This is a genomic window from Aeromonas sp. 25-AL00135 (genome assembly GCF_054052385.1).
In genome coordinates this window covers 165,018-184,532 of the sequence record NZ_JBSTYQ010000007.1, presented here as the reverse complement: position 1 = coordinate 184,532, position 19,515 = coordinate 165,018, and the positions used below count along the sequence as shown (strand labels likewise).

Annotated in this window: 17 protein-coding genes; 6 read left to right on the top strand and 11 right to left on the bottom strand. The window is 59.8% G+C overall.

The features are described from left to right. The first annotated feature begins 2 nt into the window (after positions 1 to 2). From tapB to yacG, 6 genes are all read left to right on the top strand, one after another. Positions 3 to 1,709, top strand: coding sequence for a PilB family type IVa pilus assembly ATPase TapB (gene tapB, locus ACW5XC_RS08745; RefSeq protein ID WP_005336134.1), 1,707 nt, complete (start codon positions 3 to 5; stop codon positions 1,707 to 1,709). A gap of 240 nt (positions 1,710 to 1,949) precedes the next feature. Then, positions 1,950 to 3,191, top strand: coding sequence for a type II secretion system F family protein (locus ACW5XC_RS08740; protein WP_005336136.1), 1,242 nt, complete (start codon positions 1,950 to 1,952; stop codon positions 3,189 to 3,191). Between the two features lie 61 nt (positions 3,192 to 3,252). Then, the gene (locus tag ACW5XC_RS08735) at positions 3,253 to 4,125 is read left to right on the top strand and encodes a prepilin peptidase (RefSeq protein WP_042053538.1); all 873 of its coding nucleotides are present in this window, start codon (positions 3,253 to 3,255) and stop codon (positions 4,123 to 4,125) included. A gap of 13 nt (positions 4,126 to 4,138) precedes the next feature. Continuing rightward, the gene (gene coaE / locus ACW5XC_RS08730) at positions 4,139 to 4,753 is read left to right on the top strand and encodes a dephospho-CoA kinase (protein WP_042053536.1); all 615 of its coding nucleotides are present in this window, start codon (positions 4,139 to 4,141) and stop codon (positions 4,751 to 4,753) included. 37 nt (positions 4,754 to 4,790) lie between these two features. Further along, on the top strand, positions 4,791 to 5,513 hold the full coding sequence (gene zapD / locus ACW5XC_RS08725; RefSeq protein ID WP_005336141.1) for a cell division protein ZapD: 723 nt from the start codon (positions 4,791 to 4,793) through the stop codon (positions 5,511 to 5,513). A 9-nt stretch (positions 5,514 to 5,522) separates the two neighbouring features. Then, positions 5,523 to 5,717 carry a DNA gyrase inhibitor YacG gene (gene yacG / locus ACW5XC_RS08720; RefSeq protein ID WP_042053535.1) on the top strand — a complete coding sequence of 65 codons (195 nt, stop codon included), beginning with the start codon at positions 5,523 to 5,525 and terminating at the stop codon, positions 5,715 to 5,717. A 76-nt stretch (positions 5,718 to 5,793) separates the two neighbouring features. Here the strand turns inward: yacG and mutT are convergent, their stop codons facing one another. The 11 genes from mutT to murD all read right to left on the bottom strand — a co-directional run bounded on the left by mutT (position 5,794) and on the right by murD (position 19,512). Then, positions 5,794 to 6,198 carry an 8-oxo-dGTP diphosphatase MutT gene (gene mutT / locus ACW5XC_RS08715; RefSeq protein ID WP_042053534.1) on the bottom strand — a complete coding sequence of 135 codons (405 nt, stop codon included), beginning with the start codon at positions 6,196 to 6,198 and terminating at the stop codon, positions 5,794 to 5,796. 74 nt (positions 6,199 to 6,272) lie between these two features. Further along, on the bottom strand, positions 6,273 to 8,993 hold the full coding sequence (gene secA, locus ACW5XC_RS08710) for a preprotein translocase subunit SecA (protein WP_005336144.1): 2,721 nt from the start codon (positions 8,991 to 8,993) through the stop codon (positions 6,273 to 6,275). Positions 8,994 to 9,052: 59 nt separating this feature from the next. Then, positions 9,053 to 9,958, bottom strand: coding sequence for a M23 family metallopeptidase (locus tag ACW5XC_RS08705; RefSeq protein ID WP_005356628.1), 906 nt, complete (start codon positions 9,956 to 9,958; stop codon positions 9,053 to 9,055). Positions 9,959 to 10,098: 140 nt separating this feature from the next. Next, entirely contained in the window at positions 10,099 to 11,022 is a 924-nt protein-coding gene (gene lpxC / locus ACW5XC_RS08700; RefSeq protein ID WP_005336146.1) for a UDP-3-O-acyl-N-acetylglucosamine deacetylase, read from the bottom strand. Positions 11,023 to 11,121: 99 nt separating this feature from the next. Further along, entirely contained in the window at positions 11,122 to 12,273 is a 1,152-nt protein-coding gene (gene ftsZ / locus ACW5XC_RS08695; RefSeq protein ID WP_005336147.1) for a cell division protein FtsZ, read from the bottom strand. A gap of 39 nt (positions 12,274 to 12,312) precedes the next feature. After that, positions 12,313 to 13,572 carry a cell division protein FtsA gene (gene ftsA, locus ACW5XC_RS08690; RefSeq protein WP_005336148.1) on the bottom strand — a complete coding sequence of 420 codons (1,260 nt, stop codon included), beginning with the start codon at positions 13,570 to 13,572 and terminating at the stop codon, positions 12,313 to 12,315. After that, entirely contained in the window at positions 13,553 to 14,305 is a 753-nt protein-coding gene (locus ACW5XC_RS08685) for a cell division protein FtsQ/DivIB (RefSeq protein ID WP_005336149.1), read from the bottom strand. Before ACW5XC_RS08685 ends, ftsA begins: the two co-directional genes overlap by 20 nt. Before the next feature lie 97 nt (positions 14,306 to 14,402). Beyond that, positions 14,403 to 15,857: a UDP-N-acetylmuramate--L-alanine ligase gene (gene murC, locus ACW5XC_RS08680; protein ID WP_005336150.1), complete on the bottom strand. Its 1,455-nt coding sequence runs from the start codon at positions 15,855 to 15,857 to the stop codon at positions 14,403 to 14,405. 111 nt (positions 15,858 to 15,968) lie between these two features. After that, positions 15,969 to 17,051 (bottom strand): undecaprenyldiphospho-muramoylpentapeptide beta-N-acetylglucosaminyltransferase, encoded by a 1,083-nt coding sequence (gene murG / locus ACW5XC_RS08675; protein WP_005355117.1) that lies wholly within the window; start codon positions 17,049 to 17,051, stop codon positions 15,969 to 15,971. Beyond that, complete coding sequence (ftsW, locus tag ACW5XC_RS08670; protein WP_005336154.1) at positions 17,051 to 18,232, bottom strand: cell division protein FtsW; 1,182 nt, start codon at positions 18,230 to 18,232, stop codon at positions 17,051 to 17,053. The genes murG and ftsW overlap by 1 nt, the downstream gene beginning before the upstream one ends. Next, positions 18,229 to 19,512 (bottom strand): UDP-N-acetylmuramoyl-L-alanine--D-glutamate ligase, encoded by a 1,284-nt coding sequence (gene murD, locus ACW5XC_RS08665; RefSeq protein WP_005336156.1) that lies wholly within the window; start codon positions 19,510 to 19,512, stop codon positions 18,229 to 18,231. The genes ftsW and murD overlap by 4 nt, the downstream gene beginning before the upstream one ends. Between the last annotated feature and the right edge of the window lie 3 nt (positions 19,513 to 19,515).

Below are 19,515 nucleotides of genomic sequence, written 5' to 3'. Positions count from 1 at the left end.
GCATGACCTCTAGCCCTAATAGCGGCCTGGCGTTAAGCCTGGCCGCCTCTTCACTGATCAGTGAAGAGGACTCCCAGCGCTATCTGAGCCAGGCCAAGGCCCAGCGCAAACCCTTTGTGACATTTCTGATAGAGAACGAGATCCTCGACAGCAAGGCGCTCGCCGACTTTTGCGAGCTGGAGTATGGGGTACCTCTGCTGGATCTTGCCGCCTTCGACTTGGCCGAGATCCCGCAGAAGTACCTCAATCAGAAGCTGATTGAGAAACACCATGTGCTGCCCATCTACACCCAGGGCCACACCCTCTATATCGCCATGTCGGATCCGACCAATGTCTCGGCGTTGGAGGACTTTGGCTTCAGCTTCGGTCTTCATACCGAAGCGCTGCTGGTGGAGGAGAACAAGCTCACCGCCGCCATCGGCAAGCTGCTGGAGAGCGAAAATGACGCCCTCGGCATGGAGGATATCGACGAATCCGAGATTTCGGATCTCGAGGTCTCCGACGAAAACAGCCGGCTGGACGAGAGTGTCAATACCGCCGATGACGATGCTCCCATTGTCAAGTACATCAACAAGATCCTGATGGATGCCATCAAGCGCGGCGCCTCAGACCTGCACTTTGAGCCCTATGAGTTCAAGTATCGGGTACGCTTTCGCATCGACGGCATTCTGCATGAAATTGCCACCCCGCCGGTCAATCTCTCCAACCGCTTCTCCGCTCGCCTCAAGGTCATGGCACGACTCGATATCGCCGAGCGGCGGCTGCCACAGGATGGCCGCATCAAGTTGAAGCTGTCGCGCAACAAGTCGATGGATATGCGGGTCAACACCCTGCCCACCATGTGGGGGGAGAAGATCGTTATCCGTCTGCTCGACTCCTCGGCGGCACGCCTCAATATCGAGCAACTCGGCTTTGATGACCGGCAGAAGGCGCAGTACCTGCGCGCCCTCTCCAAACCGCAGGGGATGATCCTGGTGACCGGCCCCACCGGCTCGGGCAAAACGGTCTCGCTCTATACCGGCCTCAATATTCTCAACACCACCGAGGTCAATATCTCTACCGCCGAAGATCCGGTGGAGATCAACTTGCCCGGCGTCAACCAGGTGCAGGTCAACCCCAAGGCGGGGCTCACCTTCGCCAGCGCCTTGCGCTCCTTCTTGCGGCAAGACCCGGATGTGGTGATGGTGGGTGAAATTCGCGATCTCGAAACCGCCGAGATCGCTATCAAGGCGGCGCAGACCGGTCACCTGGTGCTCTCCACCCTGCATACCAACTCCGCCGCCGAGACCCTGACCCGGATGATGAACATGGGGGTTCCGGCCTTCAACATCGCCTCCTCGGTCACCCTGATCATGGCCCAGCGGTTGGCCCGTAAACTGTGCGACCACTGCAAAGCGCCGGAAGTGGTGCCGGAAGCAGAACTGCTGGAGCTGGGCTTTACGCCGCAGCAGTTGGCGGCAGGGCTTCGACTGTTCAAACCGGTCGGCTGCAAGGAGTGTTCCGGCGGCTACAAGGGGCGGGTCGGCATCTACGAAATCATGCTGATGTCGGAGAACATCGCCAAATTGATCATGCAAGGGGCCAACTCCCTGCAAATCGCCGCTATCGCGCAGAAGGAGGGGATGCGCACCCTGCGCACCTCGGGACTGGAGAAGGCCCGGCTCGGGGTCACCAGTCTGGCCGAGGTCAATCGGGTCACCACCAACTGATCCGTGTGGCGAAACGACCCGCCGGTTTGGTTGGCAGAGCGAATTCGTCGTTCACGAACACGGAATAGATGACAGCCCGAATGACAGAATAATCAGGCATTAAAGTGACCGGGCTGGCGCCAAGAAGGTACCACCCACCCTATCAGTACCCCGCAGGCATCAAGCCAGTCGGGCACCTTGACCAGGTTGGTGACGTGCAGAGCCAGGCTCTGACAACCAACCCCATTGCAGGATGCAAAGATGGCAACCCTAACGAAAAAGAACAATGCCCCCAAGAAAGTCTTCGCCTTCCGCTGGCACGGGGTTAATCGCAAGGGGCAGAAGGTCTCCGGCGAGCTGCAGGCCGACAGCATCAACACCGTCAAGACCGAACTGCGCAAGCAGGGGGTCAACGTCACCAAGGTAGCCAAGAAATCCCAGGGGCTCTTCTCCAAGGGCGGCGCCAAGATCAAGCCGATGGATATCGCCATCGTCTCCCGTCAGATCACCACCATGCTCTCCGCCGGTGTACCGCTGGTGCAGAGCCTGCAGATTATCGCCCGCAGCCACGAGAAAGCCTCGATGCGCGAGCTGATGGGGCAGATTGCCGCCGATGTGGAGACCGGTACCCCCATGTCGGAGGCGCTGCGCCGCCATCCCCTCTACTTTGATGATCTCTACTGCGATCTGGTGGAAGCCGGTGAGCAATCCGGTGCGCTGGAGACCATCTACGACCGTATCGCCACCTATCGGGAAAAGTCGGAAGCGCTCAAGTCGAAGATCAAGAAGGCGATGTTCTACCCCACCATGGTCATTCTGGTCGCCATCGTGGTCACCTCTATCCTGCTGCTGTTCGTCATTCCGCAGTTCGAGGATATCTTCAAGAGCTTTGGTGCCGAGCTGCCGGTGTTCACCCAGTTTGTTATCGGCATCTCCCGCTTTATGCAGAACTGGTGGTATGTCTTCTTTGGTGGCACGGCCCTTGGCATCTTCCTTTACGTGCGGGCCTGGCGGGCCTCCCAGAAGGTGAAAGACAATACCGACAAGTTCGTCCTCACCATTCCGGTGGTCGGGATGATCCTGCACAAGGCGGCGATGGCTCGCTTTGCCCGTACTCTGTCAACCACCTTCTCCGCCGGTATTCCGCTGGTGGATGCGCTGATTTCGGCGGCTGGCGCCTCCGGCAACTATGTCTATCGCACCGCGGTCATGGCGATCCGCAACGAGGTGGTGGCCGGTATGCAGATCAACGTTGCAATGCGCACCGTCGATCTCTTCCCCGACATGGTGATCCAGATGGTGATGATCGGTGAGGAGTCCGGTGCCATCGATGATATGCTCTCCAAGGTCGCCACCATCTTCGAACAGGAGGTGGATGATCTGGTCGATGGCCTCACTAGCCTGCTGGAACCCCTCATCATGGTGGTGCTCGGGGTGCTGGTCGGCGGCATGGTTATCGCCATGTACCTGCCCATCTTCAAGCTTGGCGACGTGGTAGGCTGATTCATCAGGGCATGGCACCACAACCATGCCCTCCCCCTCATTCAATAACTGACGGTTGGTTATGACACTTCTTCTCGAGCTGGCTCACAGCTTGCCCTGGCTCTACTTCTCGCTGGTTTTTCTCTTCTCCCTGATGATCGGCAGCTTCCTTAACGTAGTGATCCACCGCCTGCCCATCATGCTGGAGCGGGAGTGGCAGGCCGAGTATCACAGCTACTTCACCCCCGATGAGGAGGCTACTGCACCAGAGCGCTACAACCTGATGGTGCCGCGCTCCGCATGCCCTCACTGTGGCCACGCCATCACTGCGCTGGAGAACATCCCGCTGCTGAGCTGGCTCTGGCTCAAAGGGCGTTGCCGTGACTGTCAGGCCCCCATCTCGGCCCGCTATCCGCTGGTAGAGCTGCTGACAGCCCTGCTCTCGGTGGCCGTTGCCATGGTCATAACCCCGGGCTGGGGCACGCTGGCGGCCCTGCTGCTGACCTGGGTGCTGGTTGCCCTCACCTTTATCGATCTCGACAAGATGTTGCTGCCCGACCAGCTCACCCTGCCCTTGCTGTGGGGCGGACTGTTGTTCAATCTGGCAGGTGGCTTCGTCCCCTTGGCTGATGCAGTGATCGGCGCCATGGCGGGCTATCTGGTGCTCTGGAGCCTCTACTGGGCTTTCAAGCTGCTCACTGGCAAGGAGGGGATGGGCTATGGCGACTTCAAGCTGCTGGCGGCGCTGGGTGCCTGGCTCGGCTGGCAGGCGCTGCCCATAATTCTGCTGCTCTCATCTCTGGTCGGCGCCGTGATCGGCATCAGCCTGATCGCCTTGCACACACACCATCAGGGCAAGCCTATCCCCTTCGGCCCCTACCTCGCCATCGCGGGCTGGATCGCCCTGTTGTGGGGCGATACCATCACCCGCTGGTATCTCTCTACCCTGCTTTGAGCAAGAGGCCCCCATGTATGTAGTTGCTATCACAGGTGGTATCGGCAGCGGCAAGACCACTATCGCCAATCAGTTTGCCGCGCTGGGTATCGAGGTAGTGGATGCCGATATGATCGCCCGCGAAGTGGTCGAGCCGGGCACCCCGGCCCTTGCCGCCATCGCCGACCATTTTGGCCCGGATGTGATTGATCCGAGCGGTCAACTCGACCGTCGCGCCCTGCGCGAGCGGGTCTTCAGCGACCCACAGGCCAAGGAGTGGCTCAATGCCCTGCTTCACCCGCTTATTCGCAGCGAAATGCAGCGCCAATGTGCCGCGGCCAGTTCTCCTTACTGCCTGCTGGTGGTGCCGCTGCTGGTGGAGAACAGACTCACCGGCCTCGCCAACCGGGTGCTGGTGATCGATGTGGATGAAGCCACCCAGATTGAGCGCACCTGTCGCCGTGATGGGGTATCGGCCGAGCAGGCCCGGGCCATCATCGCCGCCCAAGCGAGTCGGGTGGAACGCCTCGCGGCGGCGGATGATGTCATCGAAAACCACAATGGCAGCGAAATGGCGATTAAAACGCGGATTTTGGCGCTGCACGAGACATATCTGGCAATTGCCTCTCAACAAGCCCGCCAAGTGTGAGTACACTAGGCCGGTTTATGGCTGGCCAGGATTAGGCATGATTTACGATTTCCCCCTCAATGAAAAAAGCCGGACCTATCTTCGTCTGGAGTCCCTGTTTTCCCAGATCCGCGACAATCTGGAGAGTGAACAATCCTGGGCACATATCGCCTTCTTCAAGGGGCTGTTCGATCTGCAGGAGTTGCTGGAGCGTGGTGACCTGCGCGCCGATCTCATCAAGGATCTGGAGCGTCTCGGCCAGCGTCTGAGCCACTGGGCCAGCCTGCCCGATGTCGATCTGGAGCAGATCAAACTGATGCAGCAAGAGAGCAGCCAGCTCTCCCGCAACCTGCTCAATTCACCACGCCCGGGTGCCCGCCTGAAAGAGGATCGTCTGCTCGGCTCCATCCGCCAGCGCTTCTCCATCCCGGGTGGTCTGTGTGCCTTCGATGTGCCACAGCTGCACCACTGGCTCGGCACCCCGGCCATCACCCGTCACCAGCAGATGCAGGGCTGGCTGAGCGATATCAATCTACTGATGAATGCCATCACCCTGCTGCTGCGCCTGTGGCGTGAATCAGGTAGCTTCAGTGAGCAGGTTGCCAGCAACGGTTTCTTCCAGGACACCGCCGAGAGCGCCGAGCTGATCCGCATCAAGCTGCCGGGCAATCTGTTCTGCTACCCGACTCTGAGCGGCCACAAGAACCGCTTCGCCCTGCGCTTTCTGCCTACCGCAGAACAGCCGATTGGCGACGTGCCGTTCCAGCTCGCCTGCTGCTAAGGAGCGCTTATGGTCACCAAGGTAAAGTGCCCGACCTGCCAGAGCGAAGTGGAATGGGGCCCGCAGAGTCCGTTCCGCCCCTTCTGCAGCAAGCGCTGCCAGCTGATCGATCTCGGCGAATGGGCGGATGAAGAGAAGCGGATCCCGGGGGAGATCAACCCGGATCTGCTGCCGGATCCGGAAGAGGGTGACCAGTGGCTATAAGCCTTCGGTCACTCACCTCTGCAATATGAAAAAAGGGCCGATTGGCCTTTTTTCATGCTTGTTGATTGCTACCGGCTCACGCCAGCAGACCCTGTAGCCGCGCGACAATCGGGCCATTGGCATCGGGGAAGTGGTAGTTGTTCAGCTCGGCCACCGGCACCCACAGACACTCCTGCCCCTCCTTGCCGAACGGCTCGCCGCTGAAACGGGTCACCTTCCAGATATCCAGCAACACCTGCTTCTCGGGGTAGTCGTGCTGCAGCTCCATAAAGGGGGCACAATCCAATACCCGGATGCCGATCTCTTCCCACAGCTCCCGATCCAGCGCGGTAAGCAGATCCTCGCCCGACTCTACCTTGCCACCGGGAAACTCCCAGCGATCCCCCTGATGGCGATCAGAGGAGCGTCTGGCGATGAAGATATCGCCCCGTTCATTCTCGATGACGCCAACCGCCACCCAGATCCGTTTTTTCTGTTCCATCAATTACCTCTGTTCGCTTGTTGCCACCAATAACAAGGCGGGCACTTGGCCCGCCTGTTATGGCATAGCGTCGATCAGGTCAACTGACCGTGGCAGTGCTTGTACTTCTTGCCGGAACCACACGGGCAGGGATCGTTGCGACCGACCTTCTGCTCGTCACGTACGAAGGTGGTGTGGCCCTCTTCGCCTGCGGCCTGTTCATCGGCCAGCTGGCTCTCTGCAGCGGCGTGGGTATAGGTACGGGGAGCGGCTTCCGCCTGCTGGCGCTGCTGCTCTTCCATCGCTTCCACATCGCGCTCCTGAACCTGAACACGACTCAGGATGCTGACCACGTCGCGCTTGAGGGTTTCCAGCATCTGGGTGAACAGATCGAAGGACTCGCGCTTGTACTCCTGCTTGGGGTTCTTCTGGGCGTAACCGCGCAGATGGATGCCCTGACGCAGGTGATCCATGGCCGCCAGATGCTCTTTCCAGAGACCATCCAGAGTTTGCAGCATCACTGCCTTCTCGAAGTTGCGCAGCACCTCTTTGCCAACCAGCTCCTCCTTGTGGGCATAGAGCTTGGTGGCTTCGTCCAGAATGCGCTCGCGCAGCTTCTCTTCATACAGCTTGTCATCTTCCGCCAGCCACTGCTGCAGCGGCAGATCCAGCGCGAAGTCTGCCTTCAGGCGTGCTTCCAGGCCCGGCACGTCCCACATCTCTTCCAGAGACTGGGGCGGGATGTACTCGTCGATGACCGCACCGTAGACGTCGTCACGGATAACGTGGATGGTCTCGGAGATGTCGTTGGTATCCAGCAGCTCGTTGCGCTGCTCGTAGACCACCTTGCGCTGGTCGTTGGCAACGTCATCAAACTCCAGCAAGCTCTTGCGGATGTCGAAGTTGCGACCTTCCACCTTGCGCTGGGCGTTTTCGATCGCCTTGGTGACCCACGGGTGCTCGATGGCTTCGCCCTCTTCCATGCCCAGCTTCTTCATCATGCCGGTCACGCGATCGGAGGCGAAGATCCGCATCAGGGTATCTTCCATGGAGAGGTAGAAACGGGAGGAACCCGGGTCACCCTGACGACCGGAACGGCCGCGCAGCTGGTTGTCGATACGACGGGATTCGTGACGCTCGGTGCCGATAATGTGCAGGCCACCGGCGGCTAGCACCGCATCGTGACGCACCTGCCAGGCGGCTTTCAGCTCGGCAATCTGCTCGCTGGTCGGGTTCTCCAGCTTGGCAATCTCTGCCTGCCAGTTGCCGCCCAACACAATGTCGGTACCACGACCGGCCATGTTGGTGGCGATAGTGACCGCGCCAGTCTGACCGGCCTGGGCGACGATCTCCGCTTCCATGGCGTGGAACTTGGCGTTCAGCACCTTGTGCGGGATCTTCTCCTTGGTCAGGATGCCGGAGAGCAGCTCGGAGTTCTCGATAGAGACTGTACCAACCAGTACAGGCTGGCCCTTGGCCACGCACTGACGGATATCTTCGATGATGGCGGCATACTTCTCATTGGCGGTCAGGTAGACCAGATCGCCCATGTCTTTGCGCACCATCGGCTTGTTGGTCGGGATAACCACGGTATCCAGGCCATAAATCTGCTGGAATTCAAAGGCTTCGGTATCTGCAGTACCTGTCATGCCCGCCAACTTGTTGTAGAGACGGAAGTAGTTCTGGAAGGTGATGGATGCCAGCGTCTGGTTCTCGTTCTGGATCTTCACCCCTTCCTTCGCTTCAACGGCCTGATGCAGACCATCGGACCAGCGACGACCCGGCATGGTACGGCCAGTATGTTCGTCAACGATGACGATTTCGTCTTTCTGGACGATGTAGTCGACGTTGCGCTCGAACAGGGTGTGAGCACGCAGACCCGCATTGACGTGGTGCAGCAGGCTGATGTTGGAGGCGGAGAACAGGGAGTCGTTCTCGTCCAGCAGCCCCTCTTTCTTGAGCAGCTCTTCCACGAAGATCTGACCGTTTTCGGTCAGCAGGGCCTGACGGTTCTTCTCGTCCACCGTGTAGTGACCGTCGCCGGTGTACTCTTCGGTGTCTTCCTTGTCCTGCTTGACCAGCAGCGGGATCAGTTTGTTGACGCGGATATAGAGCTCTGAGCTGTCTTCGGCCGGGCCGGAGATGATGAGCGGAGTACGGGCTTCATCGATAAGCACCGAGTCCACCTCATCCACCAGCGCGTAGTTGAGCGGACGCTGTACCCGCTGCTCCGGCGAGAACGCCATGTTGTCGCGCAGGTAGTCAAAACCGAATTCGTTGTTGGTACCGTAGGTGATGTCGGCGGCGTAGGCGTCACGCTTCTGGGACGCATCCATACCAGGCACGTTGCAATCGACGGTCATGCCGAGGAAGGCGAACAGCGGGCGGTTCGCCTCCGCATCACGCTTGGCCAGATAGTCGTTCACCGTTACCACGTGCACACCACGGCCACTTAGTGCGTTCAGGTAAGCTGGCAGAGTCGCAGTAAGAGTCTTACCTTCACCAGTCTTCATTTCCGCGATACGGTTGGAGTTCAGCACCATGCCGCCGATCAGCTGCACGTCGAAGTGGCGCATGCCAAACACCCGCTTGGAGGCTTCACGCACGGTCGCGAACGCTTCCGGCAGCAACTGCTCCAGGGTCTCACCCTGCTCGATACGCTGACGATATTCAGCCGTTTTGGCCTGCAACTCGGCATCGGAGAGAGCCTCGAACTGCGGCTCCATGGCATTGATCTGTTTTACAATTTTGCGCAAAGCCTTGAGCGTTCTGTCGTTCCGGCTGCCGATAATCTTGGTAAGCAGTGTGCTAATCATGGGTACCAACTATTTCTGGTTATAAAAGCGTTCCGTCACTGGAACCTGAAGAAAAAAACCTAACCCCGGCTGGCACTGAGAAAGCGTGCGGGGTTGACCTGACGACCATCTTTCAACACTTCGTAATGCAGATGGACCCCGGTCGCGCGACCGGTGCGTCCCATCAAGGCAATCTTCTGACCCTGATCAACCAGGGTGCCCACCTCGACCAGCAACTTGGAGTTGTGGGCATAGCGGGTGACCAGGCCATTGCCGTGATTAATCTCCACCATATTGCCAAATTCCGGATGACGGCCCGCCCAGCTGACAATGCCGGGCCCGGTGGCCAGAATCGGGGTTCCGGGTTTGCCACGGAAATCGACCCCTTTGTGCATCTTGGCACGCCCGTTGAACGGATCGACCCGTCCACCAAACCCGGACGAGACCCAAACTCGCTCCTGCTTGACTGGCGTGCCGGAAATAAAACCGGCATCGGTGATATGGTGATTCATGATGAAAGATTCAAGTACCGACAGCTGCTCTTCGCGGCTGCTGAGCTGCTGGCTGAGGTGTTTCATCGAGGCTTGCAGCTCGTTGAGGCTCACTTCCAGCTCTTCATCATAAGAAGGGCCGCCCATTGGGGGCAGCTCTTTGAAATTGAACTCGTCGGGATCGAGATCGGCCTGCTCGGTCAATCGTTCGCCGAGGGCATTGAGACGGCCAAGCTGCCCCTGCATGGTACCCACCTGAGCAGCCAGCATTGCCAACTGTTCACGGGCTTCGTCACCACTCTGGTCAACGGACTGTTGCTCGGCAACGGCAAGCGCCACTTCCAGCGCCTCCATTTTCTGGTGCCAGCTCTGCCAGAGCCAACCACCACCAAGGGCCAACAGGGAGAAGAGAATACCGCCGACCCAGGCCAGACGTTGTTTGGGCAGGTGCAACTTGCGTCGCTGCTTGCCGTGGAGGATCAGGGTAATGCTCATAGAAATCAGTCTGCTCGGTCAGGTGCGGCCAGGAGCCTGCACGGGAAATAAAACCGGGAGATAATCGGTATTAAAGGATGGAGTAAACAAATGACGGAACGTCGGTGCGGAGAGAGGACCGACGTTCCGTTGCACAGCTATCAGGCCAGAACCAGACCGTTATCGTAGTAAGCGATAGGCGCTTTGTCGCCCTCACCCTCGAAGGTCACCAGTTCCCAAGCCTCCTGCTCGGCCAGCAAGGCACGCAGCAGCTTGTTGTTCAGGGCATGTCCGGTCTTGTAGGCACGGAACTCACCGATGATGCTGCGGTTACACATATAGAGGTCACCGATCGCGTCCAGCATCTTGTGCTTGACGAACTCGTCCTCATAACGCAAACCGTCTTCGTTCAGCACCCTATAGTCGTCCAGTACCACGGCGTTTTCCAGGCTTCCGCCCAGCGCCAGGTTCTGGGAACGCAGGTACTCGATATCGCGCATGAACCCGAAGGTACGGGCACGGCTGATCTCTTTCACGAAGGAGGCACCGGAGAAATCCAGTACGCAACGCTGATTGCGCCCTTCAAAGACCGGATGCTGGAAATCGATCTCAAGATCCATCTTGAAGCCGTTTCGATAGGGGTGGAATTCCGCCCACTTGTCGCCGTCTTCAACCCGGATGCTCTTCTTGATCCGCACAAACTGCTTGGCCGCATTTTGCTCACGGATCCCGACTTCCTGCAGCAGGTAGATAAAGGGATGCGCACTGCCATCCATCACCGGGATCTCGGGCGCGTCAACCTCAACGTAGAGGTTGTCGATCCCCATCCCGGCCAGCGCGGCGGAGAGGTGCTCAATGGTAGAGACACGGACACCGGCTTCGTTGACCAGAGCGGTACAGAGCACGGTATCGCGCACCTGATCGGCATTGGCTGGCAGCTCCACCACAGGATTCAGGTCGGTACGCAAGTAAACGATCCCTGTGTTCACAGGCGCCGGACGGAACGTCATGGTGACTTTCCGGCCCGAATGCAGGCCGACACCAGTCGCCTGTACACTCGTTTTCAAGGTTCTTTGTCTAATCATGGGTGTACCCTAAACAGCTTAAAATCCGGACCAGATGGTCGTTGGCAGGCCATCTTAGCACATTCCTTGAACAACAAACAAACAAGAGCCATAAGAGGCTTAATCAGCTTGCTTGCGCAGGAACGCCGGAATATCCAGGTAATCCGGTTCACGACGAGCTTGCGGCTCGGCGTTGACCACCTTGGCCGGGGCTTCGTCCATCACGCGGCCTTGCATCATGTCGCTAACCAGCGGCTGACGCACCGGGCGCTCTTGCACCTGGCTGCTCTTGACCAGCGTGATGTCCGGCTTGCGCTCGGCACCGATACCGGTAGCAACCACGGTCACACGCAGTTCGTCGTGCATTTCCGGATCGATTACGGTACCCACAACTACAGTGGCGTTCTCGGAAGCGAAGGCCTTGACCGCGTTACCCACGGTTTCGAACTCTTCGATGGTCATGTCCATACCGGCGGTGATGTTGACCAGGATGCCACGGGCACCGGCCAGATCCACATCTTCCAGCAGCGGGCTGGAGATGGCTTTCTCGGCCGCTTCTTCGGCACGGTCATCACCAGAGGCGGAACCGGTACCCATCATGGCGGTACCCATTTCACGCATCACGGTACGCACGTCCGCGAAGTCGACGTTGATCAAGCCCGGACGGGTGATCAGCTCGGCAATGCCCTGTACCGCGCCAAGCAGTACATCGTTGGCCGCCTTGAAGGCATCCAGCAGGGAGATACCGCGACCCAGCACCTTCAGCAACTTGTCGTTGGGGATGGTGATCAGGGAGTCGACGTTTTTGGAGAGCTCTTCGATACCGTGGGCGGCGAACCCCATCCGCTTCTTCCCTTCAAAGGAGAACGGCTTGGTCACCACAGCAACGGTCAGGATGCCCATCTCGCGTGCCACTTCGGCCACGATCGGCGCAGCACCGGTACCGGTACCACCGCCCATACCGGCGGCGATGAACACCATGTCGGAACCGGTCAGCAGCTCACGCAGTGCTTCGCGATCTTCCATGGCCGCATCACGACCCACTTCCGGATTGGCTCCGGCACCCAGACCCTTGGTGATGCCACCGCCGATCTGCAGGGTAGTGTTGGCGCTAGAGTTACGCAGTGCCTGGGCATCGGTGTTGACGGTAATAAACTCAACACCCTCAATATTTTGACGAACCATGTGCTCGACAGCGTTACCGCCGCCGCCACCTACACCGATCACTTTAATGACGGCTTCGTCAGTGTGGCTATCCATAAATTCAAACATGTTGTCTCTCCGCTTTATTTGCCTGACTCAGCAAAATTCTTAGAACTCGCCACGCAGCCAGTTGCTAACCCGTTTGACCAGGCCACCGACGCTTGCCTTGGCGGCATATTCTTTGTTGCTACCTGTGGCTTGATGGGTGCGGCCATATTGCAGCAACCCGACCGCAGTCGAGTACACCGGTGCCTGCACGTAATCACTCAAACCACGTATGTTCATGGGCTCTCCCACCCGGACCTGGCTCTGGAAGATCTGCTCTGCACACTCCACAATGCCTTCAATCTGGGCAGCGCCGCCGGTCAAGACCACACCGGCTGCCAGCTGATGCTTGACCCCCTGCGCTTTCAACTCGCTTTGTACCCGCACCAGCTCATCATTCACCATGGAGAGCAACTCGGTGTAACGGGGCTCAATCACTTCAGCCAGTGTCTGCCGTTGCAGGCTGCGCGCCGGGCGACCGCCGACACTGGGTACTTCAATATTGTCTTCCTTGCTGACCAGACGGCCGAGGGCGCAACCGTAGCGCACCTTGATCGCTTCCGCGTCGAGCGGCGGCGTACCGAAGGCGTAGGCGATGTCGCTGGTCACAGTGCTGCCAGCATACGGGATCACCTTGGTGTGGCGCAGGGCACCGCCGGTAAACAGCGACATGTCCATGGTGCCGCCACCGATGTCCACCACGCAGACACCCAGCTCTTTCTCGTCTTCGGTCAACACCGCATAGCTGGAGGCCAGCGCGGAGAAGATCAGTTGATCCACGCGCAAGCCGACCTTCTCCACACATTTCTCAATGTTGCGGGCCATGTCGTTGTGGCAGGTGATCAGGTGAACCTTGGCTGCCATCCGCACACCGGAGAGGCCGACCGGATTCTTAATCCCTTCCTGATAATCGATGGCAAACTCCTGAGGCAGCACATGCAGCACACGCAGCTCATCGGAGAGGCGAACCGACTTGGCAGTGTGGATCACGTTGTCCACATCCTCCTGGGTCACCTCTTCATCGGAGATGGGCACCATGCCGGTCTCGTTGCGACAATCAATATGCTTGCCGGACAACCCCAGATAGACAGAGCTGATCTGGCAATCTGCCATCATCTCGGCCTCTTCCACCGCGCGGCGCAGTGACTTGACCACGGAGTCGAGGTCATTGACCCCGCCCTTCTCCATTCCGCGAGAAGCGTGACTGCCCATACCGATGACGTTCAGTTCACCGTCCGGCAATACTTCCCCGACCAGAACCGCCACCTTGGTTGTGCCGATATCCAGTCCGACAATCAAATTCCTATCTGCGGTGTTGGTCATGCACTTTCTCTTCGCTCTTCTTCCAGCCAACTGCCATTCCGGTGTCGTATCGAAGATCCACGTAGGCGACTTGCGCACGGGGTTCGATAACCGGGAAGGCATCGATAAACCGCTGCAGCCGGAGCGCAATGTCATTGCGTCCCAGGAACAGCTTGATATTGCCATCCAGGGTCAGTTCCCAGGCATGGCGGGGGGTCAGATTCACCCCCAGCAACTTGTATCCCTTGGCAGCCAGTTGCGACTCGTACTGCCGACTCTCTTTCAACACCCGGGCGGCCTGGTCATCCGGCCCTGACAGCTGCAACAGCGGCGTCTTGACCCGATCCGGGGCACTGAATACCTTGCCCTTGGTGTTGACGAAGCGGTTGCCATTCCAGCGCGCCGCCACATCTTGTTCCGTAAGGTAGATCTTGATCTTGTTCGGCCACTTCTTTCGTACCGAGACCGAGGCCACCCATGGCAAGGCATTGAGCCTTGCCTGCAATTCGTTGACATCCAATTCGAAGAAGTTGCGCAACTCGGCGCCATCCAGCACGGCCATCCGCAGCTCTTCGGTTTGCAAATACTGGTGTTGCCCCTGCAGCAACAGCTCGCTCATGGGCAACCGGTTGGCATCTGTCAGCCAACCTTTAACATCCAGCGCCGTCCGGTAGCAGCCCCATATCACCAGCAGGAAAAATGCTACTCCTGCGATGAAGCCACCCTTGGTGCGCCCCTGTGCCCTTGCCTCCACCCGATCGATCCCCGTGTAACGCGCTAAACCGGCCTTTGACAGACCGGTTCGCCATTATATAGGCCCCGGCTTGGCGGTCAAAATACTCATTGGGCCCTCAGGCGCCAGATTTCATGCTATCTATGCTCAATTTCATCTCTCCGAGACGACGGGCCAGTGCCCCGACGTTCCCGGCGCCTTGAGTCAACACCAAATCCCCCTCGCCGATCAGGTCGGCCAGCACGGCTGGCACGTCATCCGGTGTAGCGACGAAGATGGGTTCCAGGTTGCCGCGCGAGCGAATGGAGCGGCACAGTGCCCGTCCATCAGCGCCCGGGATCGGCTCCTCACCGGCAGCATAAACCTCCAGCATCACCAGCACGTCTACCTTGGAGAGCACATCGGCGAAGTCCTCGTAGAGGTCGCGGGTGCGGGTATAACGGTGCGGCTGGAACACCATCACCAGACGCTTCTCGGGCCAACCGGCACGGGCGGCGTTGATGGTGACCTTCACTTCGCTCGGGTGGTGACCGTAATCGTCCACCAGCATCGCCTTGCCGCGACCGGTTTCAAACTCGCCATACTGCTGGAAGCGACGACCAACCCCTTCAAATTTGGCCAGAGCAGAGATGATGGCCTCATCGCTGACACCGTCCTCTGTCGCGACAGCTATCGCCGCTGCGGCGTTCAATGCGTTGTGAATACCCGGCAAATTGAGGGTCACCTGCAGCTCACCGGCCTCTTTGCGGCGAACACGGAAGCAGCTGTGGTTGGTGGTCTGGACAAAATCCAGCACCTGCACGTCGGCATCATCAGAGAGGCCGTAGGTCAGGGTCGGACGGGCAATCTCGGGCAACATGCCACGGATCACCGGATCATCGATGCAGACCACCGCCAGTCCGTAGAAGGGCAGATTGTGCAGAAACTCGATGAAGGTGGCCTTCAGCTTGGAGAAGTCACCGCCGTAGGTGTCCATGTGATCCGCTTCGATGTTGGTCACGATAGAGACCATCGGCTGCAGATGCAGGAAAGAGGCATCGCTCTCGTCCGCTTCGGCAATCAGGTAGCGGCTGCTGCCCAGCCGGGCATTGGTACCGGCACTGTTGAGCAGGCCACCGATGACAAAGGTCGGGTCGCGGTCGGCTTCGGCATAGATGCTCGCCACCAGACTGGTGGTGGTGGTCTTGCCGTGGGTACCGGCAATGGCGATACCGTGACGGAAACGCATCAGCTCGGCCAGCATCTCGGCGCGGCGCACCACCGGTATCCGCAGTTCGCGGGCGGCCAGCAGCTCCGGGTTGTCCTGCTTGATGGCGGTTGAGACTACCACCACGCTGGCACCCTCAACGTGTTCGGCACTGTGGCCGACGAAGATGTGAGCACCCAGTCCGGCCAACCGCTCGGTCACGGCGTTGCGAGCCAGATCAGAACCCGTTACCTGATACCCTTCGTTGGCAAGCACTTCGGCGATCCCGCCCATACCGGCACCACCGATGCCGATAAAGTGGATGCGACGCACGCGGCGCATTTCGGGGATCACAGTACGCAGTTTTGCCAGTTCAACCTTGGTCATAATCGTCTCTTTAGTCTGCCGCAGGCCATGTGCCGTCAAAGCGCGGCTGCACGGCGGCATCAATACATACAGGTACAAGGCTGCACGGTGTCACCACTGCAACCTTGCTCATCAATCTTTACCACGCTGCCCGGTTGCGAGCTGTTTGCACTCATCTGCAACCCGCTCGGCCGCATCGGTGATGGCGACGCGGCGAGCCGCTTTCGCCATGTTAAACAGGGTCTCCCGGCGACCAGCAAGCCAGGTCAGGCGCGCCGCAAGTGACGCGGTATTCAGCTCGGACTGGGGCAGAAACTCGGCCGCACCGCCGTCGACCAGGGTCAGGGCGTTACGGGTCTGGTGATCATCCACCGCATGGGGCAGCGGCACGAAAATGGCAGCCACACCGGCGGCAGCCACTTCGGAAACGGTCAGGGCACCGGCACGGCAGACCACCAGGTCGGCCCAGGCGTAGGCGCTGGCCATATCCTTGATAAATTCGCTCACCTCGGCATTGATGCCGTGCTGGGCATAGGCAGCAGAGACCGCCTCGGCATTGCCCTTGCCACACTGGTGACGCACTTCAATGGGCACGCCGGATGCCGCCACCGCAGCAGGTACCTGCTCGTTGAGCACCCGCGCCCCCAGACTGCCACCCACGATCAGCAGATGCAGTGGCTCATCCCCGCTGCGCAGTTGCGGATCCGGCAGGGCGACCACTTCGGGACGTACCGGATTGCCCACCACGGCGGTGCGACGGCTCGGCGCGAAGGCACCCGGAAATGCCATCAACACCCGCCTGGCGATACGGGCCAGCAGCTTGTTGGTCATGCCGGCAGCAGCATTCTGCTCATGGAGCAGCAGCGGGATGCCGGAGAACCAGGCCGCCACGCCACCCGGGCCGGAAGCAAAACCGCCCATGCCGAGCACCACATCAGGGCGAACGGTCTTGAGTACCTGACGCGCCTGCAGGATCGATTTGACGATGCGATAGGGTGCCACCAGCAGTCGCTTGATGCCGTTGCCACGCACCCCCTGAATATCGATGAAGGAGATGGGATAACCGTGGGCGGGCACCAGTTCCGCCTCCATCCGGTCGGCAGTGCCGAGCCAATGGACAGTCCAGCCCTGGGCCTTCAGGCGATCGGCCACGGCCAGACCGGGGAACACATGCCCACCGGTACCACCTGCCATCACCAACAGAGTCTTGCTCACTAAACCTCCCGCACGCGCGCCTGGGCTGTCGCCTGACGCAACTCAAAATCGATTCGAATCAACATGCTCACCGCCACCGACATGATGATGAGACTGGAACCACCGTAACTGACCAGCGGCAGGGTCAAGCCCTTGGTTGGCATCATGCCGCTGGCCGCGCCGACGTTAACGAAGGTCTGGAAGCTGAACCAGATGCCGATGCCGATGGCCAGATAACCGTCATAGAGCCGCTCGGCCACCAGCGCGCGATGCCCCAGCTTGAGCGCCTTGACCGCCAGCGCAAAAATCAGGAACAGGGCGCCCAGCACCCCGACGTAACCCAGCTCTTCACCGAGGATCGCAAACACGAAGTCAGTGTGTGCTTCCGGCAGGTACTCCATCTTCTGGATAGAGTTGCCAAGCCCTTCGCCAAACCAGCTGCCACGACCAAACGCCATCAGCGACTGGGTCAACTGGTAGCCGCTGCCGAACGGGTCGGCCCAGGGATCCATAAAGGAGGTCACCCGCCGCATCCGGTAGGGCTCGACGATGATCAGCATCACCACCGAGCCGAGGCCCGCGCCGATCAGGGTCAAAAACTGCCCCAGTCGGGCACCGGCCAGAAACAGCATGCCGAACGAGGTCACGAACATCACCACGGTGGAACCCAGGTCAGGCTGCAACAGCAGCAAGACCGCCAGCACCCCGAACACCGCCAGCGGTTTCAGGAAGCCGATCCAGGCTTCACGCACTTCGCTCTGGCGTCGCACCAGATAGCCGGCCAGATAGACAAAGAGCGCCAGCTTGCCAAACTCGGCAGGCTGCAGGTTGAAGGGGCCGAGCGGCAACCAGCGTACCGCACCGTTGACGTTGCGGCCCACCAGCAGCACCAGCACCAGCATCAAGATCGCCAGCAGCAGCATGGGGCCGTTGTGCTGTTGCCAGCGCGCCATCGGCACCTGCAACACAAACCAGGAGATCCCGAGCGCCATCACCAGAAACAGGGCGTGACGTTTCACAAACATGAAGGGGTCATCCCCCAGCGCAATCCCTTCGGGGATCGACGCCGAGGCCACGATGACCACACCGACCGCCATCAGGGAGAGCGCCAGCAGTACCAGCTGCCGATCGTAGAGACCGGCAGGACGCGCCGGTAACAACCAGCGCTGGAACAAACCTGCTGCTGCGCGAAGGGCGTTCATAGTGCCAGCACCATCTCGGTGAAGCGATCGCCGCGCACCTCGAACGACTTGAACTGATCGAGGCTGGCACAGGCCGGCGCCAGCAGCACCCAGTCACCAGGCTTGGCATCGGCCGCCGCTTTGGCAACCGCAGCGGCCAGGTCGGCCACCCGTTCGGTCTGCTCGCCCAGTGCCAGCAGCACCTCGGCATCCTGACCGAAGCAGTACATGTGATCGATCTGGTTGCCCAGCAGCGCCTGGATCGGGCCAAAATCCTGCCCCTTGCCCTGACCACCGGCCAGCAGCAACAGGCGCCCCTTGACCGACTCGCGCACACCGGCAACGGCAGCCAGCGTCGCCCCCACGTTGGTGGCCTTGGAGTCGTTGATCCAGCGCACCCCGTTCACCTCCCGCACGAAGCGGGCACGATGGGGCAAGCCCTCGAAACGACGCAGCACGGTAAGCTGAGCCGCACGGGGAATACCGACCGCATCGCACAGCGCCATGGCCGCAAGGGCGTTGGCCTGATTGTGGGCGCCGACGATCTTCATCTCGTCCACTGCCAACAGCGGCTCGCCGTGCAGGGTCAACCAGTAGCGGCCATCCAGCAGGCAACGACCATAACCATTGCAGTCGAGACCAAAGCTCTGCCACACCTGACCCACATCGGGCAGGGTCTGGGCATCATCACGATTGACCAGAATGTGTTTGGAGTGCTGATGGATCTCCATCTTGGCGGCGCGATAGTCGGCCATGCCCTGATAGCGATCCATGTGATCTTCTGAGAGGTTCAGCACCACGGAGGCGGCAGCACGCAAACTGTGAGTTGTTTCCAGCTGGAAGCTGGAGAGCTCCAGCACACAGAGATCCATCGGCTGCTTGAGCAGCTCCAGCGCAGGCGTGCCGATATTGCCGCCCACACCGACATTGAGACCGGCTTCGGCAATCATCTCGCCCACCAGGGTGGTAACGGTGCTCTTGCCGTTGGAGCCGGTAATGGCGATGACAGGAGTCTGGGTCTCGCGAACAAACAGTTCGATGTCACCGACGATCTGCACACCACACTCGGCCGCCGCTTTCAGTTCGGGGGTCGCCAGCGCGATACCCGGGCTCGCGACGATCATGTGCGCCTGCTTGAGCAGTGCCTCGTCGAGCCCGTGAATGAGCTCAACCTCCGGCGGCAGTTGATCCTTGCCGGGCGGGTTGGCGCGGGTATCCATCACCAGTGGCGTCACGCCACGGCCGAGGAAGTAATCGACACAGGAGAGTCCGGTTTTGCCCAATCCGATGATGATGACCATGGC